Source organism: Synechococcus sp. R55.3, assembly GCF_047461975.1.
In the GTDB taxonomy this organism is placed as follows: Bacteria; Cyanobacteriota; Cyanobacteriia; order Thermostichales; family Thermostichaceae; genus Thermostichus.
On sequence record NZ_JANSIG010000019.1, the window covers coordinates 24,890 to 39,048 of the forward strand.

Here is a 14,159-nt window from a genome sequence, read left to right on the forward strand (position 1 = left end):
AGCCGATCAGAGGTTTAGGCGTATCGACAGGGGCCATCCCCTGTGACAGGATTCGAACAGGATATCGAGGCCGATGTTCTGCCGGACTCTGTTTAGCCTTTCTCTGGGCTTGTTGCCTGTGTAGTCTGTCTGTACTCTATCTTTTTCTTGGATGGTCTCATGAGCGATAACTTGTATTCCTGGTTTCCCCGGGCCTTGGTGATCGGTGCTGCGGTTGTGGGGTTGTCGAGCTTGCCTGCAAGGGCTCAGCAAATTACGGATCCCAGCCCAGCTCAAGCGGCCACCAATGTTGAACCTACCTCCCCAATCTCGGCTTCTTTCCGCAGCCAAGATGGCGTCAGCGTGCGCCCGGAAACGGTGAGGGTTTTTGTGGATGGTCAAGATGTCACGTCCCAGTCGGTGATCACCCGAGATTTCTTCACCTATCGCCCTGCCCAACCTCTGCCGCCGGGGCGTCGGGAAGTCTTGCTGGAGTTCACCAATACCCAGGGGGTGACCCGCCGCGTGACCTGGAGCTTCACCGTGGGTAGCCCTGTCCGCGCTTCCATCGACCTGGTGGATCACAATGCCGGCAGTCGCCCCTTGGCAGCCGGGGAAATCCTGCTGGTTACCGTCAAAGGCACTCCTTCCAGCCGGGTAACGGTTTACCTCATCCAGGATGGACGGCAAGTGCAAACCCTGCCGGCTCAGGAAGTCTCCAGCGGCACCTATGTGGTGAACGCCCTAATCGAGGCGAAAGATACCACCCGTGAGGGGATCGTCGTCGCCCGCTTGGAAAATGGCGGCCAAGTGCGCTTCATGACCGCCGAACAACCGGCCCGCCTGATCGAAGGGGCCACCGGGGGCATCCAGCGGCTGACCACCCAAGAGGTTTCCGCTACAGTCAGCGCCCCCAGCCCCCTCTTGCCTCAGATCACCAACCTGCGGGATGGGGATCGGGTTTCCGGTTCTTCGTTTACGCTGCAGGGCACTACAGCTCCCAATGCTTCGGTGCGGGTGAATGTAACGGCTTCTACTTCTCTGGGCGGCATCATCAGCGCCCAACAGACCGTGACCAACCAAACGGTGCAGGCAGATGCCCAGGGCCGTTTCACAATCACCGTTCGACCTCCCATTCCGGCCTCTGGCACGGTGTATCAGGTGAATCTCACGGCCACTTCCGGCAACCAAACCAGCCCAACGGTAACCCTGCGCCTTACCCAGCAGTAGGGGTTCAAGGGATCCCAATCCATCCCGGTAGCCTTCCCCCCACCCATCAAGGGATCTGGGCAGCCTTCCATGTCCAGCAGTTCAGACTTCCCTCTCTCCCCTGGGAGAAGGGCTGGGGGTGAAGGCTCTATCATCTTCAATTCCCAGGGATCCCTTGCCGGCTGGCAGGGGAGTTTTTGAGAGAGGAGACTGTAGTTGCCAGCGCCACAGGATCCCGGCCATGATCAAGGTGGGCAAAACGATCATCACGACCACCACTGGCATTTGCTCCGGCAAGGCCAAGTAGGGGCCACCATACTTGATGGCTGTGCTGATCCCGGCAGCAGCCAGCATCAACTTCAGGGCAAACCAGACTGTTTTTCGATCCATGACTTACTTTTAATTCACGCTTTTAATTCACGATTGGCTAGGGTTGCTGACCATGGCAGTGAGAATGCCGGCAATGGTTTCTAGCTCCTCAGGTACCCGATACAGCGTTAAGTCTTGTTTGATCACCTGCTGATCGGCAAGAATTTGTCCGAACTGCCAGATAGACCCCATCGTCACTGCACCGTAGATCTGAGCCTGCTGCTCCACCTGCGCCAGGGCAATCATTTCTACAGCCATTTGCACAAAGGCTCGCGTTAGATCGTCCTTTTTGGCTTCAACCACCAGCAGGATGTTCTTCCCTCGCAACAGATAATCGAGGCTGCCCTTCAACCAATTGTTGACCATCAGGGGATACTCCAGCCGCAAAGGAACTCGACAATGGAGAGCCACTTCGGTCAGCACAGGAGCCACCAGCAATTCCCGCCGCGCTGTTTCGCTGGTGAGGCTAACCAAAGGTAACAATTGTCGGATCCGATCTTTCAAAACTGGGGTTTGCGGCGGCGCAGGGGCAACAGGCCATGTCCACTCCCCAATTTCCAGTTGATAGCCGAACTGAGCCAAGATTTCATCCGGCTCGTAGGGCATCTCAAAATAAGAGCGAAAAGTATAGGATTCGTCTTCTTTAAGAATGGAGATGTTCAGCATCGGGTTCAGGAGAAGCCACGCTCAGTCCGGCACAGCTAGGGCTGCTTCAATCCGCTCTTTCAGGGTAGTCACCACTTCTTCAATGGGAATTTCCGTGGCTTGGCCGCTGGCCCGCTCGCTGAGTTCCACCTTGCCCTGTTTGAGGCTGCGCCCTGTGGTGATGCGGTAAGGGATCCCGATCAGATCCGCATCTTTGAATTTCACCCCGGCCCGCTCGTCCCGGTCATCCCAGAGGGTCTCGATGCCGGCAGTAGCGAGATCCTGCACCAGTTTCTCTGCCACGCTCATCTGCTCGGGGTCGGAGATGTTGGGCACCACCACCACCACATGATAGGGGGCAATGGCCACCGGCCAGATGATGCCATTGGCATCGTGGGATTGCTCCACCGCCGCCTGGGCCAAGCGCGATACTCCAATGCCATAACAGCCCATCCACAGGGGCTGCTCGGATCCCTGCTCGTCGGTAAAAGTGGCCCGCATCGGCAGTGAGAACTTGAGACCCAACTGGAAGATATGGCCGATCTCGATGCCACGAGCCGTTTCCAGAATCTGGTCGGGGTTGAGTACAGAACGATCCCCCGCTTGCGCTTTGCGCACATCCACCACTTCCGGCAGGGGATATTGCTCGCCCCAGTTGGCCCCCACCACGTGCCGCCCCACGTGGTTGCTGCCGGTTACAAAGTTCTGCAGCAGAGCTGCCGTCTGGTCGGCCAAGCGCAGGATCTGGGGGGCAAGGTTTTTCTGCGGGCCCAAACAGCTATCCGGCAAATCAGGAGCAATGTAGCCCACCGGGATGGGATCCCCCTGCCAACTGTTTTGGATCTCGGCATCCGCCAAGGTGAGCTTGAGCAGCTTGTTGGCTTGGTAGCGCTCTGCCAAGCGGCTGAGGTGGTTGGCCAGTTTGACCTCGTTGACTTCTTGATCCCCACGGATGCTCAGTAGCACTGCCACCCGCAGGCCGTTGTCGTAAAGGGCTTGGTAGAGGACGTTTTTGACGATAAGGGTGGGGGAAATCTTCAGGAAATCGGCGAGCTTGTCAATGGTCTCCGTCCCCGGTGTATCCAACACCTGAAAAGATCCGTAGGGAGAATCTGCAGCCTGCGGCGGGATGGAGACAGCCTTTTCCACATTGGCAGCATAGGAGCCATCGGGCGTGTAGAGGATCTCATCTTCTCCCGCAGAGGCCAGCACCATAAACTCCTGCGAGGCCGCCGATGGCCCCCCGATCGCCCCGGCATCAGCATCCACCACGCGAAACTCCAGCCCACAGCGCCTGAGGATGCGGCTATAGGCTCGGTACATATCCTGGTAGGTCTGGCGCAGGCTTTCCTCGTTGGCATGGAAGGAGTAGGCGTCTTTCATGATGAACTCCCGCCCTCGCATCAGGCCAAAGCGGGGTCGAATCTCATCCCGGAACTTGGTCTGGATCTGGTAGAGCGTCTGCGGCAACTGGCGATAGGAGCGGATGAGATCCCGGGCCAGCAAGGTGATCACCTCCTCATGGGTGGGGCCTAGGGCCTGCTCACGTCCCTGGCGATCCTTAAGGGCAAACATGATCCCTTCCGCCTGGGTGTACACATCCCATCGCCCCGATTCCCGCCAGATCTCCGCCGGCTGCAACTGGGGCAAAAGACACTCCTGAGCGCCGATGGCGTTCATCTCCTCCCGGACAATCTCCGAGATCTTTTGCAGCACCCGCCAGAGGAGCGGCAGATAGGTGTAGATCCCTGGGGAGAGCCGCCGGATAAAGCAGCCCCGCAGCAGCAATTTGTGGCTGGGCAGCTCGGCCTCAACGGGATCCTCCCGCAGCGTTACAAACAGCATCTGGCTCAGTCTCTGGCTCTGTTGCATCCATTCCCCCTTCTGAGGACTCCTCCCGCTCGCACGATCAGCTCAAACTTTCCCGCCCTGTTTGGGATCCCCTGCCCGAGAACGCAGGCCGACCTAGAGTCGCTTGGGGTGAAGCTAGGCGGGAGTGAGCGTCCGCCGCTTGGTGACCATCTGGTACACCTCGATGATGTCGCCTTCCTGCCAGGATTGGAACTTGTCGATGCCGATCCCACACTCGAAGCCCGCAGCCACTTCCCGCACATCGTCCTTGAAGCGCTTCAGGGAGTCTAGACGTCCCTCGTAAACTACCTCCCCTCTGCGGCGAACTCGCACCAGAGCATTGCGCTGCACCTTGCCCGAGAGCACATAGCTGCCGGCAACCGCACCGCGCCCGATGGGGATCACCATGCGCACCTCCGCCTGACCCAGCGGCTCCTCTACTTCTTCCGGCTCCAGCAGGCCCTCCATGGCCGCCCGCAGATCGTCCAGCAGGTTGTAGATGATGTCGTACTCCCGCACGTCCACGCCCTTGTCATCGGCAGCCTGACGGGCGCCGGGGGCCAGGGTAGTGTTGAAACCGAGGATGATGGCGTCGCTGGCCGCAGCCAAATCCACATCGGTTTCCGTGATCTCGCCAGGGGCCGCCAGCAGAACCCGCAACTGGACTTCCTCTTGGGGCAAGTCCCGCAACGCTGTCTGGATGGCTTCGGCGGATCCCTGGACATCCGTCTTGATGATCAAGTTCAACTCCTTGAGCTGACCTTCTTGGGCTTTGGCGGAAACGCTACCCAAGCTCACGCGACGAGACAGCAGCGCCTGTTGTAGACGGGTTTGCCGCAGCACCTCCGCCCGCTCTTGGGCAATGCGACGGGCCTCTTTTTCGTCGGTGTAAACCTGAAACTCATCCCCGGCTGCCGGGACTTCATCCAAGCCCAGCAGTTGTACCGCCGAAGAGGGCCCGGCTTCTTGCAACCGCTGGCCGCGATCGTCCATCATCGCTTTGACCCGGCCCAGCACTGCGCCGGCCACCAGGGTATCCCCCACCCGCAGGGTGCCGTTTTGCACCAACAAAGTGGCCACTGGCCCGCGGGCTTTGTCCAAGTGGGCCTCGATCACCGTGCCACGGGCGGGACGGTTGGGATTGGCCTGCAGCTCGGCCACATCGGCCACCAATAGGATCATCTCCAGCAGAGCATCCAGGTTACAGCGGGTGAGAGCGCTCACCTCCACCATGGGCGTGTCGCCACCCCACTCCTCTGGCAATAGGCCGTGCTCCGCCAACTGCTGCTTGATGCGCTCTGGCTGGCTGCCGGGCTTGTCGATCTTGTTGATGGCCACGATGATCGGCACCTGAGCCGCCCGCGCATGGCTGATCGCTTCCAGAGTTTGCGGTTGTACCCCATCGTCGGCGGCCACCACCAAAACCGCAATGTCGGTGACGCGGGCTCCTCGGGCACGCATGGCGGTAAAAGCCTGGTGGCCGGGAGTATCCAGGAAAACAATGCGCCGCTTCTGGCCTTCAAAGTCCACATCCACATGGTAGGCACCGATGCGCTGGGTGATCCCGCCAGCCTCTCCCTGGGCCACTTTGGTGTCGCGGATGGCATCGAGGAGGGTGGTTTTGCCGTGATCCACATGGCCCATGATGGTCACCACCGGCGGACGCGAGACCAGATGGTCGATGTCCTCCACATCCAGCATTTCGGTTTTTTTGGCCTCGGGTTCTGCCTCGGGTCGGCGAATCTCGTAGCCCAACTCTTTGGCCACCGACTCGGCCAGCGATTCATCCAGGACTTGGTTGATGGTCACCATCACCCCTTTGAAAAAGAGGGTTTTGATGATCTCGGTTTCGGCCACGCGCAGGCGATGGGCCAATTCCTGAACGGTGAGGCTGCCATCCAAGAGCAACACCTTCTCTTCGGGCAAGGGCTCTGTCCCGCTGGCGCGATCGGCAGCACCAGCTTCAGCGGAGGTGGGTTGCTGCTGCGAACGAGCAGCAGGGCGGGGGCGGGCGGTGGGAGCAGCCGTTGCCACGGGTGGGCGATAGGAAGGAGGCTTGGCGGTGGGGCGAGCCAAGGGCTTGAGGGTGTTCAGCTCAGCCTGCTTGACCGCTGAAATGATGGTCATGGGATCCAAATCCAAACCATCTCCATCTCCTTCCCCCCGTCTCCGACTGCGTTTGCGTTTGGCTTGGACGCGGGCAGCCCGCCGACTGAGAGCTTGTAGCTCGTCGTCCTCTTCTTCTTCCGTTTTGCGCTTGACCTTGGGTGGGGTAGGTCTTACGGGAGCCTCCGCCAACACTGGGCTGGGACGTTCCCCAGGGATTCTTTCTGGCAAGGGAGAGGCAGCATCTGGGTCAGGGGGAGCCGGCTTGGCCACAGGACGGGTAGGGGGCCCCACCAATTCCATCCGCCGCTGCGGACGAGGAGCTTCACCGACTTTGCTGCTGCTGACACTGTCTTCTTTGGTTGCCGGGGAGCGCGTGCCAGGGCGAACGGGTGCGCTCACCAGTTGTGGACGGGGGCGCTGCGCAGGTGGAGGAGAAGGAGCTTTTTCTTCCGCAGGCTGAGGAACGCGGGCGTGGCTGGGGGATGGTGCTTCTGAGGGGCTGGGGCGACTGGGCTCGGGAGCTTTTTGCGGCGGTTCAGGCCGCTCTGCCGGCAGTTCTGCCTCGGAGGTAGCTCGTCGAGGGGGGGTGAGCACAGTTGGGCGCTTGGCCACAGAACTGGGCTCGGAGCTGCTGGCTTTGGCTGCGGCAGGTTCAGGGCGAATGGGGGGGGGTGCCGGTTGAGAAGCCGTCCCCGGCTCTTGGGTGGCCTCAGACGAGCGGACAGGAGGGCTAACTTGCCGCCGCGGCGGGCCTATGAGCTGAGCACCACCGCTGGCAGATCCTTTTTCGGGGGAGACTCGCTCAGGTCGAGATGGCGAGGGCTTGGCAGCCGGCGGAGTTTCAGCCGTCTTGGCCTCGCCAACTGGGGCTTGCTGCTGAACGGGCGTGGGCCGACGAATGCCGACGATCGCGCTAGCGGTGCCGGGCGCTTTCTGCTGAGGGCGCTCACTGGCTTTAGCTTCAGCAGGAGGCTCCGGCGGGAGGTTTTCAGATGGGGGTTTGGGCCGGGGTCGAGGAGGCTTCACAATGCGGGAGGCGCCCAGCTTGCTGCGCACCAACTCAGCCTGCTCCGGAGAAATGGTGCTGCTGTGGGTTTTGAAAGGGATCCCCAGTTGCTCACAAACCTCCAGCACATCCCGACTGTCACGCCCCATCTCACGGGCAATATCATAAATTCGAACTTTATCGGTCATTCGTCTGCTAGCCTCTGCTCCTTTACTTCTCGTCAGTTTTACTATCCAAACTCAATGGGAACCAAGTTATTGGGTTGAGCCGAACCTTTCGGGCTTGCGGGGGCTTCCTCCGGCGCATCGAGAACAGCTCGGCAATCCTCCGGGGATCCGGCCTGAAGGGAACCCAGGTCTGAAGCTGCTCTGGCAACATCCACAGGGGACATCCAGTAAAGCAACCGAGGAAGAACGAGCAAATGTCAACAGCGCCTCCAGAATAACCTCTCTGCAGTTCATCCCACTTGGCCTCAGTTTTCCAGCCAACTCCCATTCTGACAGTTGAGAGGGGCTGCCGTGTGGTTCGCAACTTAGCGAACCTGAAGAGGCGCTTTGAATATCTTACCTACATTGGGAATACCTCTAAGGCTCAGGCTTTTGGAGGAGATGTCCCTGGGAATCTTGCTCAAGAGAATCCAGCAGCCGTTGGAACAACGAGTCAGGCACAGGTGCCTTGAGGGCTCGGTTTATCTGTTGCTTGCGCCGGGCTGCTTGCAGACATTCCAGCCGCCGACAGACATAGGCAGAACGCCCCATACCCTCATCCAAAAGCACTTGGTGGGAATCAAATTGCCTGACCAGCCGCCACAGTTGTGAGCGAGGAAACAACTGGCGACACCCTACACAACGACGCAGCGGATCGGCACCCGGCAAAAGACTCTATCCTGCTGGTACACTACAAGCAAGCCCTATCTAGCCTACTCCAAATCTGGCGCCTGCGATCGCAGAAACTCAAAGAAATACTCCACCAACTGGGGATCCCGCCAACCCCTGTCTGTTTCTTCCCGCAAAATGTCTATAGCCTCTTGAGCAGTGAAAGCTCGCTTGTAAGGTCGCTCCGAGGTGAGGGCGTCGTAGATGTCGATGATCTGGAAGATACGGGCCACCAGAGGGATCTCTTCCCCCTTGAGGCCGTCGGGATAACCGCTGCCATCCCAACGCTCGTGGTGGTGACGGATGAGGGGCAACACCTCTTTCATGGTGCGTAGTGGGCGGCAGATTTGCTCCCCGATCAAGACATGGGATTTCATCACCTCCCACTCTTCCGGCGTATGCTTGCCTGTTTTACCCAAAATGGCATCGGGTATGCCCACTTTGCCGATGTCGTGCAGGTAACCTCCCCACATCAGCACCTTGATCAGGGGACGGGGCAGATGCAAAAACTCGCCGAAGCTCTTGGCCATTTGTGCCAGGCGCTCACAGTGATCCCCGGTGGTGGGATCCCGGCTTTCCACACTGCGGGCAATGGCGAACAGAACCTGAGCAGCATGATCCAAGTCTTCATTGAGGTGCTTTTGGCGAACGAGGGAACGCACCCGCGCCAACAATTCCGACTCGTCAAAGGGCTTGCTCAAGAAATCATCTGCCCCAGCTTCAATACCGCGCACGCGATTTTTGCGATCGCTGGCCGCTGTAATCAGCACCACCGGGATCAAACGCGTCTCGTCATTGGCTTTGATGCGTCGACAGACCTCGAACCCATCTAACCCCGGCATCATCACATCCAGCAAGATCAGATCCGGCTGGAAGGTTTTCAACATTTGCAGGGCTTGATTGCCGCTTTCGGCCTCGCTGACCCGGTAGCCAATGCTCTCCAGCAGATCCCCCAGCAGCAGGCGGCTGTTGGGCTGATCATCCACGACCAAAAGGTGACCAGCCTCAGCCTGATCCGCAAAAGGTGTGACAGGGATCCCAGCCGTTACGGGCATCTTGGGCATCTCGAGTTTGGCAAGTTGGGCGCAGGAGGAGCCGGTCACCGCACAATTCCAGTTGCAACACTTCTACAGTAATCCCATCAGAGAAAAAAGAGCATCAGGCTTTACACTGAGCTGCTCTAAGAAAGGGAAGGGGTTTTTCCCACCAATCCAGAACTTTGTGAGCACTTGTACAGAGCCTAGATATCCTGGAAGCCTCTTTCTGTTTAGTCTGATACAGATGCTTCGGAGAGTGGATGCCCCACCCAACTCCCCAGGCTCCCACGTCAGCGCACTTGGCCATTTCCACTGGCCGGTTAAGTACCGTTTTTAACCATCGGCTATTTGCTCACCTCTGCCCTGCTCAGTTCTCCTCCGGAATACACCTCGCAGGACTGTTCTCATTGTGGCTACCGGGTGAAGAAGACGCTGTCCACTCTCCCCAAAGAACTCCGTCCCGCTGACGCGAACGAAAGAGGGAACGCCTGGGGAGGTGAGCACCGCTGCCGTGGAGGCGAGACCTGATATGGTAAGTGCTGTCGCAGAACCAGGAACCAGAATCCCCTGCCTAAAGGCAGGGGAGTATGTCAAAAATCAGCACTCAAGCTAAAAAGCCACGCCCTCCGGCTGAGGCCAAGGTAGCCTGACAGTGGAACCAACCCTTTTCCCGGATTCTCTATGAAGCCGCTACGGACGTTCAAGGTCACTCCCTACTTGCCTGCTCCGCTGGAAAGTCTGCGCTTGCTGGCTTACAACCTGCATTTTAGTTGGAACGTGGAAACCCGCAGCCTATTCCGTCGCATGGATCCGGATCTGTGGGATGCCTGCAGCCACAACCCGGTGGCTTTTCTAGGTCGGATTCGGCAGGAACGGCTGGATGAGTTGGCGGAGGATCCCGGCTTTTTGGCCCAGTTGGAACGGGCCAGCCAACAACTGCAGAGCTACCTGCAGGAGGACACTTGGTATCGCAAGTATCGTTCGGCCCAAGCGGTGGAAGGGGAGTGCTACGCCTATTTTTCGGCAGAGTTTGGTTTGGCGGATTGTCTACCCCTCTACTCAGGCGGCTTGGGGGTTTTGGCCGGGGATCACCTCAAGGCGGCCAGCGATCTGGGCTTGCCCTTGGTGGGCGTGGGCTTGCTCTACCAAAAGGGCTATTTTCGCCAGTACCTCAACCCCGACGGTTGGCAGCAGGAACGCTACCCAATCAATGAATTTTTTAACATGCCCCTGGAGCTGCAAAAGGATGCGGAGGGCCGCGAAATTCGCATTGAGGTGGATTATCCCAACCGCAAGGTGTTCGCCCGCATCTGGAAGGTGATGGTGGGGAGGGTGCCCCTGTATCTTCTGGACACCAACATCGAGCCCAACAGCCAGTACGACCAAGACATCACCGATGAGCTGTACGGCGGCGACCAAGATCTGCGCATCCACCAGGAGATCATGCTGGGGATCGGCGGTGTGCGGGCCTTGCGGGCCCTTGGGATCCATCCCACCGTCTACCACATGAACGAAGGGCACTCGGCCTTTTTGGCGGTGGAGCGGATTCGCCTGTTGATGGTCGAGCAGGGGCTGAGCTTTGAAGAGGCTTGGCAAGTGGCCAAGTCCAGCCAGATGTTTACCACCCACACGCCGGTACCTGCCGGGATTGACTTGTTCCCGCCCGACAAGATCGATTACTACCTCGGCTTCTACTACAGCCAGATGGGCCTGAGCCGGGAGCGCTTTTTGGCTTTGGGACGGGAAAATACTGGCGACTTCCAATCTCCCTTCAGCATGGCAGTGCTGGCCATCAACATGGCCTCTTTTGTGAACGGTGTGAGCAAGCTGCATGGGGCGGTTTCCCGCAAGATGTTCAGCCGGCTGTGGCCTGGGATCCCGCTGGAAGAAGTGCCGATTACTTCCATCACCAACGGGGTACATGTCCGCACCTGGGTGGGGGAGGAGAACCAAGCCCTCTACGACCGCTACCTGGGGCCGGATTGGGCAGAGGCTCCTCCTTCGGATCCCCTCTGGCAAAAGGTGGATCGGATTCCGGATGGGGAATTGTGGCGGGCCCACGAGCGCAGCCGCTCCCGCCTGATTAACTTTACCCGCGAGCGCTTGATGGAACAGCTCCAGAAACGGGCTGCCTCAGCGGCTGAGATCCAACGGGCCTCTGAGGCCCTCAACCCGGAGGTGCTTACCATTGGGTTTGCCCGCCGCTTTGCCACCTACAAGCGGGCCACCCTTTTGTTCCACAACCTGGAACGGCTCAAGGCTTTGCTCAACCATCCTCAGTACCCGATGCAGTTTATCTTTGCCGGCAAGGCCCACCCCCGCGACATACCCGGCAAAGAGCTGATCCGCCAGATCGTGCAGGTGTCGCGGCAGCCGGAGTTTCGCCAGCACTTGGTTTTCATTGAGGACTACGACATGTATGTCACCAGCTTGATGGTGGCCGGGGTGGATGTGTGGCTGAACAACCCCTTGCGCCCCCGGGAGGCCAGCGGCACCAGTGGCATGAAGGCGGCAGCCAACGGTGGACAGAACCTCAGTATTTTGGACGGCTGGTGGGACGAGGCTGACTATTACCAGACCGGCTGGCCCATTGGCCGCGGTGAGGAGTATGAGGATCGCGCCTATCAAGATGAGGTGGAGTCGAATGCCCTCTACGACTTGCTGGAACAGGAGGTTGCCCCTCTCTTTTATCAGCGCGGCAGCGATGGCCTACCCCACCAGTGGATCCAGCGCATGAAGCAGGCGATTCGCCTCAATTGCCCCCAGTTCAGCACGCAGCGCATGGTGCTGGAGTACGTCCAGCGAGCCTACATTCCCCTGAGCAACTACTTCGACCGCATGCGCCGTGACCACTTTGAGTCGGCCCGCCAGTTCGTTCGTTGGCAGAGCCACTTGCAGGAGCACTGGTACAACATCCAAGTTCTCAACGTCCAAATTGAAACCCCGAAGAAAGCTCCCGCTGCTGGCCTTGCCTTGGCACAAGATGACCAGGTGGTGATGGCCAGGGATCCCCTCACCGTGACGGTGGAAGTGCGGCTGGGATCCCTGCGACCTCAGGATGTGATCGTGCAAGCTTACCAGGGGCCGGTCAATGATGAGGGCCAGATTCAGAAGGGACAGGCGACCCCCCTGCGCTATGTGGAGACGGTGGAGGATCGGGCCATCTTCTCCGGCCAGATTTGCTATGAGGCCAGCGGCTTGCAAGGGTTGGCCATCCGCCTGCTCCCCTTCCACCCCGACATGCACGATCCCTACGAGCTGCGGTTGATGCTTTGGGCCTAATGGGGATCCGGAGCACGCTCGCGTGAGCGGGCCAGGAGGGAGGGCAACCCAATCGGGCAGAATCGAAGAGAAATTGAAAAAACGGGATGCGTTGGTGACAGCGGTGCGGAGCAGTATGTTCAGAGCCCACGACTCTGCCGGCTTGCGCCTTTTGATTGCAGTTGCCCTGTTGCTGGGGAGCATGGCGAGTTGGCGGCAGGATCGCCTTTTGGCAGTGATGGGTCTGGCAGGTGCAGCGGCCATTTCTGCCTTCACCCGTCCTGCCATCTTGGCCTACAACCGTGGTCGAGAACGGTGGCTGAACCGGGATTTGCCGGGGGCTATTGAACAGCTCAGCTTGGCTCTGCAGCGGGATCCCTGCCTGACCAACGCCTACATTTTGCGGGGAGAAGCTTACTTTACCCTCGGCCAAGTGTCGCAAGCCCTGGAGGATTTCGGCCAGGCGATCCGGTTGGCCCCGCGGCGACCAGAACCCTATTTTTATCGCGGGCTGATTCGTCAATCTCAGGGGGATCTCCAGGGAGCAACGGCGGAGTTTGCTGAGCTGGTGCGCCTACACCCCAATGTCCCCCACCACCTCAGCTTGGCCAACCTGCTCGTGCAACAGGGATCCCTGCCTTTGGCCCTAGCCCATCTGGATGAAGCCATTCGCCTGGATCCCACCTCAGCGCTTGCCTATTCCCAGCGGGCCCGTTTGCACAGCTACCTGGGCAAATGGGAGGCGGCTTTGGCCGATTGGTCGCAGGCTATTGACTGGGATCCCAGCCCAGCCCATTACTATCAGCGGGGGGTGACCCATGCCTGTGGCGATCACTTTGAAGAGGCTATTGCCGATCTCAGCCGCAGCCTGGAGGCAGAACCCTGCCAGGCCACCGTTCTCTACCTCAGGGGCAATCTCTTCTATGAGCTGGGAGAGGTCAAAGCGGCTCTGGACGACTACGAGCGGGCCTTTCGCCTGGAAGCGGATATGAACCGCATTGACCTCTCTGACGAGTATGGCCTGTACGGACGAGGGCTGGCCTACTGGAATATGGGGGATAGGGCGACAGCTTTTTCGGATTTGCAGGCAGCTCTGCAGGTCAGCCGCCAACATCACAACCTGGCTTTGGAGCAGCGGGTGCGCCGGTCTCTGCTGCAACTGAGCGACCCCGATTGGGATCCCACGCAATCTGCCTAGCGGGATTTGACCCTATTCTTTGCAGGTGTCTCGCCTAACGCTGCAGCTCCACGACGTTGCCGCTGAGGTTCAGATCCCGAACCGCCTGCAGCCCCTGAAACCGTTTTCTGTTCCTGCAGCAGAGGGGGGCTGAGGCCAAAGCAGTAGCCGACATTGCGCACCGTGTGGATCAAGCTGGGCTGGCGCGGATCCCGTTCCAGCTTTTTGCGCAACGAGAGGATGTGGGTATCGACGGTGCGAGGGTTATCGGTGGAATCCGGCCACGCTCGCTCCAGCAGCTCCAGCCGAGAGACAGGATCCCCATCTGCCTGCACCAGCACCATCAGCAGGCTAAACTCTTGGGGCGTGAGGTCGATCCCTTCCCCAGCCACGGTGACACGCCGTTGCACCAGATCAATTTTCAGATCCCCATACTGGAGAAAGGTGGGAGGGATGGGCCGCTGTCGCCGCCGAGCCAAAGCCAGAAGGTGAGCATCCAGCAGTTGCATGCTAAAAGGCTTGGTGAGGTAATCGTCTGCTCCTGCCTCTAGGCCGGCGATGATATCCGCTTCGGATCCCCGGTGGGAGAGTAGCAAAATCAGCAGATCGTACTGGCGATGGGCCCACCGGCACAATTGCAG

10 protein-coding genes are annotated in these 14,159 nt (G+C 59.3%); 3 read left to right on the top strand and 7 right to left on the bottom strand.

The genetic code is table 11. The features are described from left to right. Positions 1–159 precede the first annotated feature (159 nt). Entirely contained in the window at positions 160–1,209 is a 1,050-nt protein-coding gene (locus tag NW849_RS04850) for a hypothetical protein (protein ID WP_414351943.1), read from the top strand. A gap of 81 nt (positions 1,210–1,290) precedes the next feature. Here the strand turns inward: NW849_RS04850 and NW849_RS04855 are convergent, their stop codons facing one another. From NW849_RS04855 to NW849_RS04880, 6 genes are all read right to left on the bottom strand, one after another. Further along, on the bottom strand, positions 1,291–1,578 hold the full coding sequence (locus NW849_RS04855; RefSeq protein ID WP_414356257.1) for a hypothetical protein: 288 nt from the start codon (positions 1,576–1,578) through the stop codon (positions 1,291–1,293). Between the two features lie 27 nt (positions 1,579–1,605). Next, complete coding sequence (locus NW849_RS04860) at positions 1,606–2,223, bottom strand: hypothetical protein (RefSeq protein WP_414356259.1); 618 nt, start codon at positions 2,221–2,223, stop codon at positions 1,606–1,608. A 21-nt stretch (positions 2,224–2,244) separates the two neighbouring features. Then, complete coding sequence (locus NW849_RS04865; protein WP_414356261.1) at positions 2,245–4,074, bottom strand: proline--tRNA ligase; 1,830 nt, start codon at positions 4,072–4,074, stop codon at positions 2,245–2,247. 114 nt (positions 4,075–4,188) lie between these two features. After that, complete coding sequence (gene infB / locus NW849_RS04870; protein WP_414356263.1) at positions 4,189–7,356, bottom strand: translation initiation factor IF-2; 3,168 nt, start codon at positions 7,354–7,356, stop codon at positions 4,189–4,191. Positions 7,357–7,752: 396 nt separating this feature from the next. Beyond that, the gene (locus tag NW849_RS04875; RefSeq protein WP_414356265.1) at positions 7,753–8,043 is read right to left on the bottom strand and encodes a YlxR family protein; all 291 of its coding nucleotides are present in this window, start codon (positions 8,041–8,043) and stop codon (positions 7,753–7,755) included. 44 nt (positions 8,044–8,087) lie between these two features. Further along, the gene (locus NW849_RS04880) at positions 8,088–9,098 is read right to left on the bottom strand and encodes an HD domain-containing phosphohydrolase (protein WP_414356266.1); all 1,011 of its coding nucleotides are present in this window, start codon (positions 9,096–9,098) and stop codon (positions 8,088–8,090) included. A 663-nt stretch (positions 9,099–9,761) separates the two neighbouring features. On the opposite strand from NW849_RS04880, the gene glgP reads away from it, so the two are divergent. Together glgP and NW849_RS04890 are read left to right on the top strand one after the other, a co-directional pair. Then, entirely contained in the window at positions 9,762–12,362 is a 2,601-nt protein-coding gene (gene glgP, locus NW849_RS04885) for an alpha-glucan family phosphorylase (protein WP_414356268.1), read from the top strand. A gap of 115 nt (positions 12,363–12,477) precedes the next feature. Next, positions 12,478–13,539 carry a tetratricopeptide repeat protein gene (locus NW849_RS04890; protein ID WP_414356269.1) on the top strand — a complete coding sequence of 354 codons (1,062 nt, stop codon included), beginning with the start codon at positions 12,478–12,480 and terminating at the stop codon, positions 13,537–13,539. Here NW849_RS04890 and NW849_RS04895 read toward each other — a convergent pair. Continuing rightward, the coding region (locus tag NW849_RS04895; protein ID WP_414356270.1) for a response regulator transcription factor at positions 13,536–14,159 on the bottom strand (624 nt) is incomplete at its 5' end. The two genes, NW849_RS04890 and NW849_RS04895, sit on opposite strands and share 4 nt — an antisense overlap.